15 protein-coding genes are annotated in these 17,054 nt (G+C 65.3%); 13 read left to right on the top strand and 2 right to left on the bottom strand.

The annotated features are described in order from the left end of the window. Nucleotides 1-69 precede the first annotated feature (69 nt). The 4 genes from ACX80A_RS10140 (at nucleotide 70) to ACX80A_RS10125 (ending at nucleotide 4,697) form a co-directional block, all read left to right on the top strand. On the top strand, nucleotides 70-2,985 hold the full coding sequence (locus ACX80A_RS10140) for an FtsK/SpoIIIE family DNA translocase (protein WP_459259578.1): 2,916 nt from the start codon (nucleotides 70-72) through the stop codon (nucleotides 2,983-2,985). Between the two features lie 9 nt (nucleotides 2,986-2,994). Next, nucleotides 2,995-3,621, top strand: coding sequence for a CDP-diacylglycerol--glycerol-3-phosphate 3-phosphatidyltransferase (gene pgsA / locus ACX80A_RS10135; protein WP_459259577.1), 627 nt, complete (start codon nucleotides 2,995-2,997; stop codon nucleotides 3,619-3,621). Then, nucleotides 3,621-4,130, top strand: a complete 510-nt coding sequence (locus ACX80A_RS10130) for a CinA family protein (protein ID WP_459259576.1) — start codon at nucleotides 3,621-3,623, stop codon at nucleotides 4,128-4,130. Before pgsA ends, ACX80A_RS10130 begins: the two co-directional genes overlap by 1 nt. A 126-nt stretch (nucleotides 4,131-4,256) precedes the next feature. Further along, nucleotides 4,257-4,697, top strand: a complete 441-nt coding sequence (locus tag ACX80A_RS10125) for a helix-turn-helix domain-containing protein (RefSeq protein ID WP_459259575.1) — start codon at nucleotides 4,257-4,259, stop codon at nucleotides 4,695-4,697. An 80-nt stretch (nucleotides 4,698-4,777) separates the two neighbouring features. Here the strand turns inward: ACX80A_RS10125 and ACX80A_RS10120 are convergent, their stop codons facing one another. Next, on the bottom strand, nucleotides 4,778-5,251 hold the full coding sequence (locus ACX80A_RS10120; RefSeq protein ID WP_459259574.1) for a MarR family winged helix-turn-helix transcriptional regulator: 474 nt from the start codon (nucleotides 5,249-5,251) through the stop codon (nucleotides 4,778-4,780). Between the two features lie 99 nt (nucleotides 5,252-5,350). Between ACX80A_RS10120 and ACX80A_RS10115 the strand changes: the two genes are divergently transcribed. From ACX80A_RS10115 to dapF, 7 genes are all read left to right on the top strand, one after another. Further along, nucleotides 5,351-5,569, top strand: a complete 219-nt coding sequence (locus tag ACX80A_RS10115; protein WP_459259573.1) for a DUF3046 domain-containing protein — start codon at nucleotides 5,351-5,353, stop codon at nucleotides 5,567-5,569. A 189-nt stretch (nucleotides 5,570-5,758) separates the two neighbouring features. After that, nucleotides 5,759-6,832 (top strand): recombinase RecA, encoded by a 1,074-nt coding sequence (gene recA / locus ACX80A_RS10110; RefSeq protein ID WP_459259572.1) that lies wholly within the window; start codon nucleotides 5,759-5,761, stop codon nucleotides 6,830-6,832. Nucleotides 6,833-6,838: 6 nt separating this feature from the next. Beyond that, complete coding sequence (locus ACX80A_RS10105) at nucleotides 6,839-7,474, top strand: regulatory protein RecX (RefSeq protein WP_459259571.1); 636 nt, start codon at nucleotides 6,839-6,841, stop codon at nucleotides 7,472-7,474. Nucleotides 7,475-7,610: 136 nt separating this feature from the next. Next, nucleotides 7,611-9,014 (top strand): coiled-coil domain-containing protein, encoded by a 1,404-nt coding sequence (locus ACX80A_RS10100; protein ID WP_459259570.1) that lies wholly within the window; start codon nucleotides 7,611-7,613, stop codon nucleotides 9,012-9,014. Nucleotides 9,015-9,091: 77 nt separating this feature from the next. Further along, nucleotides 9,092-10,684 (top strand): tRNA (N6-isopentenyl adenosine(37)-C2)-methylthiotransferase MiaB, encoded by a 1,593-nt coding sequence (miaB, locus tag ACX80A_RS10095; protein WP_459259569.1) that lies wholly within the window; start codon nucleotides 9,092-9,094, stop codon nucleotides 10,682-10,684. Between the two features lie 2 nt (nucleotides 10,685-10,686). Beyond that, a complete protein-coding gene (miaA, locus tag ACX80A_RS10090) occupies nucleotides 10,687-11,616 on the top strand; it encodes a tRNA (adenosine(37)-N6)-dimethylallyltransferase MiaA (protein ID WP_459259568.1) in 930 nt (309 codons plus the stop codon). A gap of 4 nt (nucleotides 11,617-11,620) precedes the next feature. After that, entirely contained in the window at nucleotides 11,621-12,565 is a 945-nt protein-coding gene (gene dapF, locus ACX80A_RS10085; RefSeq protein WP_459259567.1) for a diaminopimelate epimerase, read from the top strand. A 23-nt stretch (nucleotides 12,566-12,588) separates the two neighbouring features. Here the strand turns inward: dapF and ACX80A_RS10080 are convergent, their stop codons facing one another. After that, complete coding sequence (locus tag ACX80A_RS10080) at nucleotides 12,589-13,197, bottom strand: class I SAM-dependent methyltransferase (RefSeq protein ID WP_459259566.1); 609 nt, start codon at nucleotides 13,195-13,197, stop codon at nucleotides 12,589-12,591. A gap of 264 nt (nucleotides 13,198-13,461) precedes the next feature. Here ACX80A_RS10080 and hflX point away from each other — a divergent pair, with 264 nt between their 5' ends. Together hflX and ACX80A_RS10070 are read left to right on the top strand one after the other, a co-directional pair. Then, nucleotides 13,462-15,006, top strand: coding sequence for a GTPase HflX (gene hflX, locus ACX80A_RS10075; RefSeq protein WP_459259565.1), 1,545 nt, complete (start codon nucleotides 13,462-13,464; stop codon nucleotides 15,004-15,006). Beyond that, nucleotides 14,999-17,020, top strand: coding sequence for an ATP-dependent DNA helicase (locus ACX80A_RS10070; protein ID WP_459259564.1), 2,022 nt, complete (start codon nucleotides 14,999-15,001; stop codon nucleotides 17,018-17,020). The genes hflX and ACX80A_RS10070 overlap by 8 nt, the downstream gene beginning before the upstream one ends. The last annotated feature ends 34 nt before the right edge of the window (nucleotides 17,021-17,054 follow it).

Genomic DNA, 17,054 nt, shown 5'->3' with positions numbered 1-17,054 from the left:
CGGGCAGCTGTGCAGAACCGGCCGCGTATGTCCCGGAAATCCGGGGCGATGTCCGGTACCGTTGGCTCTATGGCGACTCGTACTTCCCCGGGCCCCAGGGGTTCACAGCAGTCGCGCGGTAAAGACACCTCGACTGCTGCGCGTTCAACTTCGGGCCGCAGCGGTGCTATCAAAAGCGGTGGCAGGCAACCGACCAAACAACAGCCTGCGCTGCCCAACGACACCCTTCCCCTGCCCCTGCGTGCCTTGAGGGGACTGTGGATGGGCGGTGCCCAGATGGTCGCGTCAGGGGTCCGTAAGTTTGGGCACGACGTCCGCCCGGAAAAGGACCTGCGCCGGGATGGCACCGGCCTGTTCCTCATGATCCTCAGCGTCGCTGTTGCGGCAGTCGAGTGGTGGGCCCTGACCGGCCCCGGAGCCGACGTGGTGCACGCAGTCGCAGCGGGAACTTTCGGCTGGATGGCGCTGCTGGTGCCGTTCATGCTGCTGATCGGCGCTGTCCGCCTCTTCAGATACCCCGAGAATCACCGTGCCAACAACCGGGTAGCCATTGGCATGACCATCGCATTGTTCGCCGGTTCCGGTATTGCCCATCTCTCCGGCGGGGCCCCAGCCCTCGCGGACGGATTCGAACGCCTGTGGCAGGCCGGGGGAGTGGTGGGCTTCCTCGTCGCCGGACCCCTCACCGGAATCCTGACCGAATGGCCAGTAATTATTCTGCTGTCGGCCCTGATCTTCCTCAGCGTGCTTATCGTCACCGCCACCCCCTTCCGGCATATCCCCTCCCGGCTCCGGGCCCTGTATGAGCACCTCATGGGGCAGGACCTCATTGACGACGACCGGCAGAAGAAAAACGAGGCGGGGGACGGCGAGGCTGCCGGTGGGAAGCACGACCAGAGCTACCTTGACGAACGCAACTCCGCTCCTGCCAAAAAACCCAAACGAAAAATGCGTCTCTTCGGACGCGACCGTGCGGCTGACCGCGAACAGGCTGACCTGGACGGCTATGTGGGTGACGAAGCGTTTGAGCGGGCGGTGGTGGACGCCGACGACGCCGGGGACCAGCGGCCGGCAGCGCATCAGGCAGCGGCTTCGGCCGAGCCGCGGGTGCCACCAGGGGTTCGCCGGCCCACCCAACAAGAACGGGCCACCGAGAAGATCAAGCAGGATCACGGCATCCCGGCAGATCTTCATGACCCTGGACACGACCCGAACGCGCACAGCCCCGAACCGGCCACCGAAGCCATGGCAGTGCTCCCCACGGCTGCGCCCCGCGTTCCTTCAACCCCGGTGCAGCCGCAGGTACCGCCGACCCCCATGCCGCAGCGGACCGAGCAGCTGCAACTGGCCGGCGACGTCACCTACACGCTGCCGCCGTCGGACTACCTGCCTGCGGGAACTCCGCCCAAGGAACGCTCCGAAGCCAACGACTCGGTGGTCGCCGCGCTGACCCACACCCTCGACCAGTTCCACGTCGACGCCAAGGTGACCGGCTTCTCCCGCGGCCCCACCGTGACCCGGTACGAGATCGAACTGGCACCGGGCACCAAGGTGGAACGGGTGACCGCCCTGTCCAAGAACATTTCCTACGCGGTCGCGAGCTCCGACGTCCGGATCCTGTCCCCGATCCCGGGCAAATCGGCGATCGGCATCGAGATCCCCAACACCGACCGGGAAACGGTCTCGCTGGGTGACGTGCTGCGCTCCGGCAACGCCCGTAAAACCGACCACCCGATGGTGATGGGAGTCGGTAAGGACGTGGAGGGCGGGTTCGTCGTTGCCAACCTGGCCAAGATGCCCCACCTGCTCGTAGCCGGCGCCACCGGTGCCGGCAAGTCGTCGTTCGTGAACTCGATGATCACGTCGATCCTGATGCGCTCGACCCCCGACGAGGTGCGTATGGTGATGGTTGACCCCAAGCGGGTGGAACTCACCGCCTACGAGGGTGTTCCCCACCTGATCACCCCCATCATCACCAGCCCCAAGAAGGCTGCCGAGGCGCTTCAATGGGTGGTTCGCGAAATGGACACCCGTTACGATGACCTCGCGAACTACGGCTACAAGCACATCGACGACTTCAACAAGGCCGTCCGGAATGGGAAAGTCATCCCGCCCGAGGGGTCGAAGCGCGTGGTCCGCCCCTACCCCTACCTGCTGGTCATCGTCGACGAACTCGCCGACCTGATGATGGTGGCACCACGCGACGTCGAAGACTCGATTGTGCGGATCACCCAGTTGGCGCGTGCCGCCGGCATCCACCTGGTGCTTGCCACCCAGCGGCCGTCGGTCGACGTCGTCACGGGCCTGATCAAGGCCAACGTGCCGTCACGGATGGCGTTTGCGACGTCGTCGGTCACCGACTCCCGCGTGGTCCTGGACCAGCCCGGCGCGGAGAAGCTGATCGGGCAGGGCGACGCGCTCTTCCTCCCCATGGGTGCCTCCAAACCGATGCGGGTGCAGGGCGCCTGGGTCACCGAGTCTGAGATCCACCGGGTGGTGGAGCACGTCAAGGGCCAGCTGAAGGCCAACTACCGCGAGGACGTGGCGGTCGAGGCGCCGAAGAAGCAGATTGACGACGACATTGGCGACGATCTCGACGTCCTGCTGCAGGCAACCGAACTGGTGGTCACCACCCAGTTCGGTTCCACCTCCATGCTGCAGCGTAAGCTGCGGGTCGGGTTCGCCAAGGCGGGCCGGCTGATGGACCTCCTGGAATCTCGTGGGGTGGTGGGGCCCTCGGAAGGCTCCAAGGCCCGCGATGTGCTGGTCAAGCCGGATGACCTGGCAGCCGTGCTTGGCGCCATGCGCGGCGACGGCCCGGTCTCGGTCCCCGACGAACCGGTCGCCAGCGCCGCCCCTCCCATCGATCTGGTGGCTGATGATCTTGAGGCGCGTCGACAGGCGGGCCAATATCATGACGGATCCGACGGATCCGACGGCGGCGATGACGGTTCCACTGACGCCTGGTCCCTTACGGGAAGGTAACCTTGAGCCGTGAGTATTCCGCCGGCCAAAAAGGTCCCTACGCTGAACATCGCCAACGTCCTGACGGTGGTGCGGATCCTGCTGGTCCCGTTCTTCATCTGGTTCCTGCTGCTCGACGACTCGGCCGACGACGGCAGCGGGGGACTGTTCCGCTGGCTGGCCGTAGCGGTCTTCGCCGTCGCAATCTACACCGATAAGCTCGACGGCGACCTGGCCCGCAGTCGGGGGCTGATCACCGACTTTGGGAAGATCGCGGATCCGATCGCCGACAAGCTGCTGATCGGTTCAGCCCTGATCCTGCTCTCGGTGCTGGGCGAACTCTGGTGGTGGGTGACCATTGTGATCCTGGTCCGTGAGCTGGGCATCACCGTGCTGCGGTTCGCCGTCATCCGGTATGGCGTGATGCCCGCGTCGCGTGGCGGAAAACTCAAAACGGTGATCCAGACGTTCGCGGTCTTCCTGTACCTGCTCCCGCTTGCCGGGCTGGTGGGGAACTGGTATTCCTGGCTGGCCATCGCCGTGATGCTCGCAGCAGTCGCGGTTACGGTCGTCACCGGGCTGGACTATGTTGCTCAGGCGGTCCGGCTGCGGCGCGATGCTCGCGCCCCGGGGCAGCCGGGCAGCCCCACGCCGTAATGACTGAATCCTGCGGAGCGTCGGGGCCGGCCGCCGAGCTGGTTCGTCTGGCGGGCGCCCGCCACCTCACGGTCGCGACTGCCGAATCGGTGACCGCCGGGTTGGTCGCTGCAGCGCTCGGCGCGGTACCTGGCGCCTCCGACGTGTTCCAGGGCGGTGCGGTGACCTACCAAAATCGAATCAAGGTGGATGTTCTGGGTGTTGACGCCGGCGCGCTTGCCGCAACCGGCGCCGTTGACGCCGTCGTCGCCCGCCAGATGGCCGAAGGGGCGCGCCGGGTGTTCACCGCCGATCTGGCTGTTTCAACCACGGGAGCCGCAGGACCCAAGCCGCACGGGGGCAAAGCGGTGGGTACAGTTTTCGTTGCTGTGGCGTCGGCCTCCGGCACAACTGTCAGCGAGTACCTGTTCGACGGCGACCGCGAGGAGGTCCGCAGACGTGCCTGCCGCGCCGCCCTGGACCAGGTGAGCGCTCTGTTACGCGGGCAGGACGCAGGGAACAAATCCTAGGACCGAACAGTTATCCTAATTGTCAGCCAGTGAACAGGTTGACGGCTTAGGCTTGAAACTACGAAGCCGGTACGTCTCCCCAAGGAGACGCCGGATCAATTGCAACGAGGGAGCATGGCGATTCAGATGGTAAAGCAACCCGTATCCATAAACGGAGTAGTCCGTTGGCGGGATGTGGGGTTGGCGGACGACGCACAGCGCAAGCCGAAGGAGCGCAAAATGGTAGTCCTACGCCATGAGATTGGCGATGTCCTGCGAGACGTCCGCCAGCGGCAGGGACGCACGCTGCGCGAGGTTTCGCACAGCGCGCGAGTCTCCCTGGGTTACCTGAGCGAGGTGGAGCGAGGCCAGAAGGAAGCATCCTCGGAGCTCCTGTCCTCAATCTGTACCGCGCTCGACGTTCCGTTGTCCCTCATGCTTCGCGAAGTCAGTGAGCGTCTCGCCGAGGCAGAGGGTGTGTCAGTACCTGACACCGTGCCCCAGGAGTTCGCCAGGGCCTTTGTCGGTGACATTTCCGATGACCTTGCCAACGATTTCAGCCGCGGACTGGCCGCAACAAACCGCTAACAGCATGGTGGCGGCAGCCTGAACAGACCGGGTAGACGAAACCCGCCGGAGTAATCCCGGCGGGTTTTGTTATGGGACGATCACCACTTGTCTTTGGTGTACGTCTCGTTGAGCTGGGCAATCAACTGGCCGAGGGTGGTGAGATCCTTGACGTCCCAGTCATCCATCAGGTTGTGGAATGCTTCCTTGCGCGCGGTCTGGGCGGTCACCAACTGCTGCGAGCCGGCGGGGGTCAGCGTGATGGACTGGGCCCGGCCGTCGAGGGGGTCGGCCTCCTTCTGCACCAGCCCCAGCTGCTCGAGCATCGCGATCTGGCGGCTGACCGAGGGTTTCCCGACGCCGATGCTCGCGGCAATGTCGGTCAATCTCATGGCACCCTCCCGCTGCAGGATGACCAGCAGTCCGTAGGCGGCCGGTTCCATGTCCGGGTGGACGCGCCGGGCCACCTTGTAGGAGTTCGATCGTGCCCTCCGCCACAGCATGCTTAGTTGTTGCTCCAGCGCCTGGATGGCGGTGTCAATGGTGGGCTCGGCGTCACGATGCTCGGCTGTCATGTGGTTCATTCTATGGTGACCAACACAATGATCGACGAACGAGTTTCGTTGTGGGAATAAGTCCAACCGGCAATCGAGCGGAAATGAGAGGATAACTGCATGCGAACCAGTGCCTTTTGGCGGCTTATGGATGACGAGTTTGGCGGTGGGTATTCCCGCACCCTGGCCCGCACCATCGTGCTGGCGGACCTTGGCGGCCGCACACCGGTCGAGGCGCTCGGGGCCGGGATTAGCCCCCGCGACATTTGGGCAGCGGTGTGCGAACTGCAGGACGTGCCGACTGAACGGCGGCTGGGCCGGGACATCACGCCCAAATAGGCCCGTACAACCCCTGACACGCCGGGTCAGTTATTCGAATATTTGTTCGGATGGGACTATTATTTCTAACAGACGGCAGTCGTGGTTATCCACATACGCCGTGAAGCTTCTCAATTTGTCGGTGCCCCGGGCTACGGTCGAATTGAACACGACAACGGCCATCACGGCCACAACAAACCGAGGTGAAGAATGGCCGCACCAGCAGACCGCGAGAAGGCACTCGAAGCAGCACTCGCGCAGATCGACAAGCAGTATGGCAAGGGCTCGGTGATGCGCCTGGGCGATGAGGTGCGCGCCCCGATTGAAACCATCTCCACCAGTTCCATCGCGCTGGACGCTGCACTGGGCATAGGCGGGCTTCCCCGGGGCAGGGTCGTGGAGATCTACGGTCCGGAATCCTCCGGTAAGACCACTCTGGCGCTGCACGCCGTCGCCAACGCGCAGCGCAATGGCGGCATTGCGGCATTCATCGACGCCGAGCACGCCCTGGACCCGGAATACGCCAAGCGGTTGGGTGTCGATACCGACGCCCTACTGGTCTCCCAGCCGGATACCGGTGAGCAGGCGTTGGAGATCATGGATATGCTGATCGGCTCAGGATCGATAGACGTGATCGTCATCGACTCGGTGGCGGCGCTGGTGCCGCGCGCCGAGATCGAGGGCGACATGGGCGACAGCCACGTGGGTTTGCAGGCACGGCTGATGAGCCAGGCGCTCCGCAAGATCACCGGCCGCCTCGCCCAGAGCAAAACCACGGCGATCTTCATCAACCAGCTTCGTGAGAAAATTGGCGTCTTCTTCGGTAGCCCCGAAACAACCACCGGTGGTAAGGCTCTGAAGTTCTACGCGTCCATCCGCATTGACGTCCGCCGGATCGAGACCCTGAAAGAGGGTGCGGTTCCCGTCGGTAACCGGACCCGCGCCAAGGTAGTCAAGAACAAGATGGCGCCGCCCTTCAAGCAGGCCGAGTTCGACATCCTGTATGGCTACGGGATTTCACGCGAGGGCGGCCTGATCGACGTCGGCGTGGAAGAAGGCTTCGTGAAGAAGTCTGGTGCGTGGTTCACCTACGACGGAGACCAACTGGGCCAGGGCAAAGAAAACGCACGCAAGTTTCTGCTCGACAACCCAGACCTGACCGACGAGCTGGAACGCCGGATCCGCGAGAAGCTGGGCGTGGGGGTGGCGGCCGAGGACGCAACGGTCGAGCCAAAGGCGAAGGCTGAGCCCAAGCTGAAGGCGGTTAGCGGAGAGAATCGCTAGGCAGCCATGGCTTTCGGACCGAATGGCGGATCCACGGGCGGACTAAACGCCAAACGGAAGCCGCGCCGCCAACGATCGGGCGCCGGCGGCAACGTTCCGGTGCCCGACACCGACCAGTACGCCACCGCCCGGTCGATTGTGCTGCGCCAACTGACGCTGGCACCAAAGAGCCGCCACCAGCTCGCCTCCAAACTAGCGGAGCAGGAGGTGCCGGACGAGGTGGCCGTCGCCGTGCTGGACCGGTTCGAAGAGGTCCAGCTGGTTGATGACGCCGAGTTCGCGATGATGTGGGTGCGTAGCCGGGCGTCGGCTCGTTCGCTCGCCCGCAGCGCATTGAAACGGGAGCTGGCCGAGAAGGGCATTCACGGCGAGCTCGCCGAAGAGGCACTCGCCCAGGTGAGCGACGAGGAGGAGCGAGAGTCCGCCGAACAGCTCGTCCGCCGAAAGCACCGGCCCGGTGCCGTGGGACTTGATCGGGCGGCCCGCGACAAGGAGACCCGGCGCCTGGTGAGCATGCTCGGGCGCAAGGGATACGGTCCATCACTGGCCTTCGGTGTGGTGAGATCCATCCTCGATGAGGCAGCCGATGACACGAGTGCTGGGGATGCCGAGAGCGCCAGCGACGGCCCTGAGCCCGACTGACCTGATTTAGCCACCTGACTCAACCGATTCGGTTTCTTCAGCCTGCGCTTCCCTAACCCGTTATCCATTCGTTCCCTTAATCGGCGGGTAAGGGTCTGGCGGACCCCGAACACTGAACTGTAGGCTGAGCAGCGTCATGATCGGCTTGGGGCGGACATTAACTGCTGCACGGACGGGCGCTGGTGCAGCGTTAGCCGTGCTGGTGCTCGGCGCCTCGCTCCTGACCCCCGTTGCTCCCGCTGTCGCCCAGGACTTTCCGACCTGGGATGAAATCCGGGCAGCCAAAGACAACGCCACCGCCAAGCAGGACCAGGTCTCGGAGATTGAATCCCTCCTGGAGGGGCTGCGCTCGACCTCGGCAGAGCTTGGCGACGCGGCGGTGCAATCCGCAGCCGACCACGGCCGCGCAGCACAGGAGCTGCGGCTCAGCGAGCGGCTATCGGGCACGCTTGCGGTCCAGTTAGCCAACGCGAAAGCCGAGTCAGCCGACCTGCACGAGGCAGCGGGCGCAGCCGCCGCCCTGTCTTACAAGACGGGAAGCACCAATTCCGGGATGCTGGTGCTGCTGGATCCGGAGGGCGCCATGGATCTCCTCGACCGGATGATGGTGCTGGAAACAGTGACCGACCGTGCCGCCGGTTCCTATACTGACGCCGTCGCCGCGGAACAGGAAGTGGAATCTCTGCAGGACCGCTACGACGCCGCCACCGACCGGCACCGTGAGCTCACTGCCGAAGCGGCCTCCCGCCTCGGCGTCGCTCAGGACGACGACGCTGCGGCCCGAGCATCGGTCCAGGAACAGGAAATCCGTGCGGCTGAACTCTTCGAACAGCTCGCCGAGCTCAATGACACGACGGCAGCCCTTGAGGCAGACCGGATCCGGGGCCTGCAGGAGGAAGCGGTTTTCCTCGAACAACAGGCAGCAGCAAAGGCTGCCGCGGCAGCCAGGGCGGCAGCCGAAGCCGCTGTGACAACGACGGCACCACCGCGGGCTCCTGCACCGCCGGTCGTAGCGGGTCCCGCGCCACAACGGCTGGCGCCTCAGTCTCCAGCGCCTCAGTCTCCAGCGCCTCCACCAATACCCATACCTGGCCCGGCCCCTGCCCCGCCCCACGCTGAGCCGGATCCCGGAACCGCGCCAAAACTGCCAGCACCAGCGCCGACTCCTACCCCCGCACCAGCGCCGACTCCTACCCCCGCACCAGCTCCACCGGCGCCCGCACCAATCGTTGACGACCCCGCCGGAGCCCAGGCCTACGCCTCCTCCCGCCTATCCTCGTTCGGCTGGGGTGGCGGCGAGTTCCAGTGCCTGGTCGACCTTTGGAACAAGGAATCACGATGGCTGACCAGCGCCAATAACCCCTACAGTGGCGCCTACGGCATCCCGCAGTCGCTGCCGGGCAGCAAGATGGGCAGCGCCGGTGCTGACTGGCGCACCAACTACCGCACCCAGATCGAATGGGGGCTGGGCTACATTTCGGGCCGGTACGGATCACCGTGCGCCGCCTGGCAGCATTCCCAGCGCATGAACTGGTACTGACCACCCCTGTCCCACGCCGTACCCCTTCGCCCTGCAGCGGATTGTGGGGCCGCGCCCGGCGCACGTACCCTTAACGGGTGAGTCTCATTGCCCCCACCTTCCCCGTAGTTCCCGCCGCAGGTCCCGCCGTAGAGCCTACGGCCGAGTCGGGCGGTGCTGCCGCGCCACTATCCGGAGCGCAGCGCACCTACGAGGTGCGCACCTATGGGTGCCAGATGAACGTCCACGATTCCGAGCGGATCGCCGGGCTGTTGGAGAATGCTGGCTATGCGGCGGCGACAGACACGCAGGCCGACGTCGTCGTTTTCAACACTTGTGCAGTACGCGAGAATGCCGACAACAAGCTCTACGGCAATCTCGGCATGCTCGCCTCCGTGAAGGAAACCCACCCGGGTATGCAGATCGCGGTTGGGGGTTGCCTCGCCCAGAAGGACCGCGACACCATCCTGAAGAAGGCGCCGTGGGTTGACGCGGTGTTCGGCACCCATAACGTCGGGGCGCTCCCGGCACTGTTGGAACGGGCCCGCCACAACAACGAGGCGCAGCTGGAGATCCTCGAGTCCCTCGACGTTTTTCCGTCCACCCTGCCCACCAAGCGTGACGCGGTCTACTCCGGGTGGGTGTCCATCTCGGTTGGTTGCAACAACACCTGCACTTTTTGTATTGTGCCCGCACTGCGGGGCAAGGAGCGCGACCGACGACCGGGGGAAATCCTCGCCGAGATCGAAGCGCTGGTCGCCGACGGCGCCATCGAAGTTACCCTACTGGGGCAGAACGTCAACTCCTACGGGGTGGAATTCGGTGACCGGGGTGCGTTTGCCAAACTGCTCCGCGCCTGCGGCAGCATCGAGGGTCTCGAGCGGGTCAGGTTCACCAGCCCTCATCCCGCAGCGTTCACCGACGACGTCATTGATGCGATGGCCGAGACGCGCAACGTGATGCCCCAGCTGCATATGCCACTCCAGTCGGGTTCCGACCGGATTCTGAAGGCCATGCGCCGCTCCTACCGTTCGTCGAAGTTCTTGGGCATCCTGGACCGGGTCCGGGAGAAGATGCCGCACGCGTCCATCTCCACCGACATTATCGTCGGGTTCCCCGGGGAAACCGAGGAAGACTTCCAGGCCACCCTCGACGTCGTCGAGAAGTCCCGGTTCGCCACCGCTTTCACCTTCCAGTACTCCAAGCGTCCCGGCACACCTGCCGCGGACCTGCCCGACCAGATCCCGAAGGCAGTGGTGCAGGAACGGTTTGAGCGTCTCACCGCTTTGCAGGACCGGATCGCCGCGGAAGAAAATGCCCGCCAACTGGGACGCACCGTCGAGCTGATGGTGACCTCCCAACAGGGCCGCAAAGCCAGTGAAACCCACCGCCTGTCGGGTCGGGCACGCGACCAGCGGCTGGTCCACTTCTCGGTACCCGACGGCGTCGACCCACCCCGGCCCGGCGACCTGGTCACCATTACCGTCACCGAAGCCGCTGCGTTTCACCTGGTCGCCGATCCGGCGTCGAGCGCTGACATCCACATCCGCCGGTCCCGGGCCGGCGACGCGTGGGATCGGTCCCAGGCCGACTCCTGCGGCGCGCCAGCCCCCGGTGCGACCGGCTCAGGCGCCTTAACGCCGGGTGCCGTGTCACTGGGGATGCCCTCGCTCCCGATCCGCGGCGCCTAACGGTGACTGCGGCGGCCACAGCAGCACCACCCCTGGTCGCCGTCGTCGGGCCCACGGGATCGGGGAAGTCCACCCTGGGGATTGAGCTGGCACGCCAGTTCGACGGCGAAATCATCAACGCCGACTCCATGCAGTTTTACCGGGGCATGGACATCGGGACCGCCAAGGTCACCATCCAGGAACGGCAGGGGATACCGCATCACCTGCTGGACACGCTCGACGTGAACGAAGAAGCAAGCGTTGCGGCGTACCAGATGCAGGCGCGCACCACGATCGCCGCTATCCGGGATCGGGGCAAGCTGCCGATCCTGGTCGGCGGATCAGGACTCTACCTGCGGGCGGCCCTCGATGTGCTCGAATTCCCCGGCACCGACCCCGCCATCAGGGCCCGGCTGGAGGGCGACCTGGCGCGCGACGGCGCCGACTCCCTCCGCCAGCGGCTGGCGGGAATCGATCCGGTCTCCGCCGGTCGGGACCTCGACGACCGGCGGCTGATCCGGGCGCTGGAAGTCCACGAGGTGACCGGCCGGCCCTTCAGTTCCTTCATGCCGCAACGCCGCTACCACCAGCCAGCACTTCAGCTTGGTCTGCAAGTCGACCGGGCCGTCCTACGAGAACGCCTGGCTACCAGGGTCCACGCCATGGTGGACGAGGGGTTGCTCGATGAAGTCGCTACCCTCGCCAGCCAGGGACTGCGCACCGGCCGGACCGCGTCCAGAGCGCTCGGTTACGCCCAATTCCTGCAGGTTCTCGATGGTGAGGTGACCACGGACCAGGCGGCCAGCGACACCATCGACGCGACCCGTCGCTTCGCCCGACGTCAGCTCACCTGGTTCCGCGCCGATCCCCGGATCACCTGGCTCGACTGGGAAAATCCGGACCTGATTCCCCACGCCACGGGCCACATCCGGCAGACCTTCGGCTTATCCTAGACACGTGACTACACAACCCGACGCGCTGGCTTCCCCCAACCAAACCACCCTCACCGGGGTGGCCTTCACCAAGGGTCACGGCACCGGCAACGACTTTGTGCTGGTCACCGACCCAGCCGGAGAGTTGGAGATTACGCCCGACGACGTCAGGACCATCTGCGACAGGCATCGCGGTATCGGAGCGGACGGGCTGATTCGCGCGATCCGGTCCCACCAGCTCCCCGAGGGGAGGGCGCTGCTGCAAAGCGACCCGTCGGCCGAATGGTTCATGGACTACCGCAACGCGGACGGCTCACTGTCGGAGATGTGCGGCAACGGGGTCCGGGTTTTTGTGCACCTGCTTGTTTCGGCCGGGCTCCTCATCCTCGCCGAGGGTGCCACGGTGTCGATCGCTACCCGCGGCGGGATCAAGCTGGTGGAGCTGTCCTCCGACGGCTACTCGGTTGATATGGGGCCCTGGGAGTTCATTTTCCCCGACGTCGCCACCGCACGCGGCACGGATTCGCTGGTCGAGGTTGCAGGACTTGAGGTTCCTCGTCCTGCACTGTCAATCAGCATGGGCAATCCGCACACCGTGGTGGCCCTCGCCGATCCCTCCGAGCTTCAGGTAACCCGACTCCTTGACGCGCCACTTGTTGAGCCAACCCCCGCCGATGGAACCAACGTTGAGTTCGTCGTCCCCCACGACCCGCTGGTGCGGGACGGCGTGGGCCAGGTCAGAATGCGGGTGCACGAGCGTGGCGTGGGGGAGACCCTGTCCTGCGGTACCGGGGCCTGCGCTGCCGCCGCGGCCACCAGGTTCTGGGCGGGGGCTGAGGCGCCGTTGGTATGGAGGGTTGAGGTGCCCGGCGGCGTCGTCGGCGTGCGTTTCCATGCCGGGCCGGACGGCCGCGAGCACGTCAGCCTCAGCGGGCCAGCCGTGCTCGTGGCTAGCGGGTCGTTCCTTTAAACGCACCAAATTTGTCCGCGGTGCTAGACGCCGAGTCGCTCCACGCAGATGATCCTGAACGACTTCGAGGTGGCCGTTCTGGAAACCTCAAAGCCGTCGCCCAGTTGATCGGCGAGCCACTTCTGCAGCGAGTCGGCGCCGAGGTTTTTCTGCACCACGAGCCAGGCTGAGCCATCGGGGGACAGTCGTGGAAGCCACTTCAGCAATAGGGCGTGCAACTCGTCTTTACCCACCCGGATTGGCGGATTAGACCAGATGGTGTCGAAGGTAGCGTCGACGTCGACCTCCTCCGGTCGCTGGGCAAGCACATTGTTCAGCCCCAACAGCTTCGCGTTCTCTGCCGTGAGTGCCAGGGCCCGTTCGTTGACGTCGACGGCGACCACTTCGGCGTCGGGCGCCTTCAGTGCCATGGTCAGAGCAAGCGGCCCCCAGCCGCAGCCGATATCCAGCATCCGCGCGCCTATCGGATCGGGAACCTCGGCGAGCAGGATGCGGGTGCCCTTGTCGATCGAATCGGCGCTGAAGATACCCGAGGAGGTCACGAGGGTGCGCTCCCTTCCGGCGAGCACCGTGCGCAGCGGTTTGCGGGTCTCCGGGCCGGACGGCTGGGCGCTGAAGTAGTGGGAATCCATAACAAACCAGCGTAGCCGAGGGGCTGGGGCTTTCCGGAACCGACGGCGGGTGGGCGCCCTAGGCCCGGCGAACGATTCCGGTGAGGAATCTGGGCGGCTGGGAGTAACATTTCCAACCCGGGGGTCCAGATTGACCCCTCGGGTCCAGGTTGCCCACGTTTCGCCCGGATCCAGGCCGAAGGGGTTGATTGCGCGCTCAGTGAATCACCTCACCCGATGACGGTGGAGGAGACTACCATTGAGGAACACCACTTTAGGGAGCGTATGTCCACGAGTAACGGGGGACCGGCCACGCCGGAACCGGAGATCGGCCCAGCTGAAATTCAGGCAGTCATCGATAGGATCCTGGCCAAGGATGAGGTGGCGTCCGCGAAGGGCGCCGGAAACCGTTTCGCTGGTCCTTCCTCGGCGAGCGACGGCGAACGGTCGTCCTACGATGGAGACCAACAGGATCTCGACGAACGACGCGCGCTGAGGCGCGTTGCAGGCCTGTCCACCGAGCTCGAGGACGTCACCGAGGTCGAGTACCGTCAGCTTCGCCTGGAACGGGTTGTTCTCGCCGGACTCTGGAGCGAAGGTACGGCCGAAGACGCCGAAAATTCCCTGCGCGAGCTGTCCGCGCTTGCCGCCACCGCCGGCTCCGAGGTGCTCGACGGAATCGTCCAGCGGCGGCTCAAACCGGATCCCGGCACCTTTCTGGGCTCAGGTAAAGCCCAGGAGCTTAAGGACATCGTGGTGGCCACCGGAGCCGACACCGTGATTGTCGATAGTGAGCTCTCCCCCTCCCAGCGCCGCGGGCTGGAGGACATCGTCAAGGTCAAGGTTATCGACCGGACCGCACTGATCCTCGATATCTTCGCCCAGCATGCCAAATCCCGTGAGGGCAAGGCCCAGGTTGAGCTAGCCCAACTCGAGTACCTCCTTCCCAGGCTTCGTGGCTGGGGCGACTCGATGTCCCGTCAGGCCGGCGGCCAGGTCGGTGGTGCAGGCGCCGGTATGGGTTCCCGTGGCCCAGGTGAAACCAAGATCGAACTGGATCGGCGGAAGATCCGCACCCGGATGGCCAAACTGCGGCGCGAAATCAGCGCGATGAAACCGGCACGCGAAACCAAACGCGCCAACCGCCGTCGTAATGAAATCCCGTCGGTAGCGATTGCGGGATACACCAACGCGGGCAAGTCTTCGCTCCTGAACCGGCTGACTGACGCCGGCGTCCTGGTCGAGAATGCGCTGTTCGCGACCCTCGACCCGACGGTGCGCAAGGCTGAAACGGCCGATGGGCTGGGCTACACCCTGGCTGACACCGTGGGGTTCGTTAGGTCGCTACCGACGCAGCTCGTTGAGGCGTTCCGTTCCACGCTGGAGGAGATTGCCGACTCGGACCTGATCCTGCATGTGGTGGATGTGTCCCACCCCGATCCGGAAGGTCAGATCGCCGCGGTGCGGGAGGTCCTTTCCGAGGTGGATGCCCGCAAGGTTCCGGAGATCATTGTCCTGAACAAGGCCGACGCAGCAGACCCGTTCGTCATCGAGCGCCTCCGCCAGCGTGAGCCGCGACACGTGGTGGTCTCGGCCCGCACCGGTCAGGGCATCGCCGAACTGCTGGAAGCCGTGAGCGCCGCGATTCCCCGTCCCAGCGTCAAACTAACCCTGCTGGTGCCCTACGAACGTGGCGACGTCGTCAGCCGGCTGCACCAGTCCGACGCGGAAATCCTGAATCTTGAGCATGTCGAAGCGGGGACCCGCCTCGACGTGATGGTTCGCGAGGGTCTCGCAGCCGACCTGGAGGAATTCCGCCAGCATGCCTGACAGCGGGACCCCCGGGCCGCTGGAACTCCTTGATGCAGCTGTCGAAGCCATGGGCGGCGAGAACCGCGCTGGCCAGCATGAAATGACTCAGCGGGTCGCCGAGGCGTTGACCTCCGGCGATCATCTGCTGGTTCAGGCGGGCACGGGTACCGGCAAGTCCCTGGCCTACCTGATCCCGCTGATCTCCCACGCGCTGACTCATGAGAAGCCGGCCATCGTCTCGACGGCTACCCTGGCCCTCCAGGCACAGATCGTTGGACGTGACGTGCCACGGCTGCTGAAAGCGCTCAAAGGAAAACTGCCCCGGCCAGTCGATGTGGTGCTCCTGAAGGGTCGCGGCAACTACGTGTGCAAACACAAGACGGGCGGCGGTTTCCCTGAGGAAGGTGCACCCGAGGCACTCTTCAGCATGGGGGAGGACACAGCAGCCCCGCACCCAGCCGCCGGCCCCGCCACACCGCTGGGCCGCGAGGTGGTCCGCCTCAGGGAATGGGCTGAGACCACCGATACCGGCGATCGTGACGAGCTCACCCGCGGTGTCAGTGAGCAGGCATGGCGCCAGGTGTCGGTGACCAGCATGGAATGCCTCGGCGCACAGAAGTGCCCGGTCGCCGCCGAGTGCTTCAGCGAACGGGCGCGGTCCAAGGCCGGCGACGCCGACATCGTCATCACCAACCACGCGATGCTCGCCATCAGTGCCTTCGAGGGGCTGGCGGTGCTCCCCGAATATGACGTCGTCGTGATCGACGAAGCCCACGAACTGCACGACCGCGTCACCGGCGCGGTGTCCGGGCAGCTCTCGACCGGCATGATCTCTGCCGCAGGATCAGCAACGCGCAGGCATCTGTCCGTCAGCGCCGAATCCCTGGATTCGGCGAACCGGTTCTTCGAGTCCACAGTGGAGGGAATCCCCTCCGGCCTGATGGCCGCCGGGCTCACCGAGGAGCAGGAAGCCGCGATCACCCAGGTCCGCGAGGCCTGCCGCGCCGTCCTGTCAGACGCCAAGGGGGACGGCCCCACACCAGCCGACGGCGGACGCCAGCTGGCAAAGTCCCATGTGCTGGCGGTTTTCGAACTGTGTGAGCGCCTCCTCACGGCCACCCCCGCGGGCGAAGTGCTGTGGGCATCACGGCCCAGCACCTTTTCGCCCGGCACCGGGTACTCGCAGCCCGACGACGCCGCACCGGCCACGATCAACATTGCTCCACTGTCGGTGGCGGGGAAACTGCGTGAGGGACTGTTCGCCGATCACACCGTCGTGCTCACGTCGGCAACGTTGGCGATCGGCTCCGAGTTCGGGCCGGTTGCCGGGTCGCTGGGCCTTGCCGGAGCTTCGGCTCCCTCCTGGACGGGGGTCGACGTCGGCAGTCCGTTCGATTACCCGAAGCAGGGGGTGCTCTACGTCGCCAAGGACCTGCCGAAGCCCGAACGAGGTACCTCGGCAGAACAGCTCGACGAACTCGAGGTCCTTCTCAAGGCGTCCCGAGGCGGCGCGCTAGGACTCTTCTCTTCCCGCCGGGCCGCCGAGGAAGCAGCCGAGGTGCTCCGTCCGAGGGTCGATTTCGAGATCCTGTGCCAGGGCGAATCCTCGATGTCGGCGCTGGTCAAACAGTTCTCCGATGAACCCAACACGTGTCTCTTTGGCACCATGTCTCTTTGGCAGGGCGTCGACGTCCCGGGCAGGTCCTGTCGGCTGGTCACCATCGACCGGATACCTTTCCCCCGACCGGACGATCCCCTGATGACCGCCAGGACCAGGGCGGTAGCCAAGGCCGGCGGCAACGGTTTCATGAGCGTTTCAGCGACCCATGCTGCCGTCCGGTTGGCGCAGGGAGCCGGACGGCTCATCCGGGCCACCGAAGACAGGGGAGTAGTGGCGATCCTCGATTCCCGGCTAGCCAACGCCCGCTACGGGTCGTTCCTGCGCGCCGCGCTGCCACCCTTCTGGTCGACGACCGATCAAGCGACCGCAGTGGGCGTCCTCCAGCGCCTCGCCGAAGAACCCGGCACCTAACGCGTCGAGACACTCTCCCGAACCCCGCAGTGCG

This window comes from Arthrobacter sp. TMN-50 (assembly GCF_054511125.1).
This window is presented reverse-complemented; position numbering and strand designations above follow the sequence as displayed.

Coding starts and splice junctions, on each gene's coding strand:
- ACX80A_RS10140 (WP_459259578.1), top strand. CDS start 70: ATGGCGACTCGTACTTCCCCGGGCCCCAGGGGTTCACAGCAGTCGCGC.
- ACX80A_RS10130 (WP_459259576.1), top strand. CDS start 3,621: ATGACTGAATCCTGCGGAGCGTCGGGGCCGGCCGCCGAGCTGGTTCGT.
- ACX80A_RS10125 (WP_459259575.1), top strand. CDS start 4,257: ATGGTAAAGCAACCCGTATCCATAAACGGAGTAGTCCGTTGGCGGGAT.
- ACX80A_RS10120 (WP_459259574.1), bottom strand. CDS start 5,251: ATGACAGCCGAGCATCGTGACGCCGAGCCCACCATTGACACCGCCATC.
- ACX80A_RS10115 (WP_459259573.1), top strand. CDS start 5,351: ATGCGAACCAGTGCCTTTTGGCGGCTTATGGATGACGAGTTTGGCGGT.
- recA (WP_459259572.1), top strand. CDS start 5,759: ATGGCCGCACCAGCAGACCGCGAGAAGGCACTCGAAGCAGCACTCGCG.
- ACX80A_RS10105 (WP_459259571.1), top strand. CDS start 6,839: ATGGCTTTCGGACCGAATGGCGGATCCACGGGCGGACTAAACGCCAAA.
- ACX80A_RS10100 (WP_459259570.1), top strand. CDS start 7,611: ATGATCGGCTTGGGGCGGACATTAACTGCTGCACGGACGGGCGCTGGT.
- ACX80A_RS10080 (WP_459259566.1), bottom strand. CDS start 13,197: ATGGATTCCCACTACTTCAGCGCCCAGCCGTCCGGCCCGGAGACCCGC.
- hflX (WP_459259565.1), top strand. CDS start 13,462: ATGTCCACGAGTAACGGGGGACCGGCCACGCCGGAACCGGAGATCGGC.
- ACX80A_RS10070 (WP_459259564.1), top strand. CDS start 14,999: ATGCCTGACAGCGGGACCCCCGGGCCGCTGGAACTCCTTGATGCAGCT.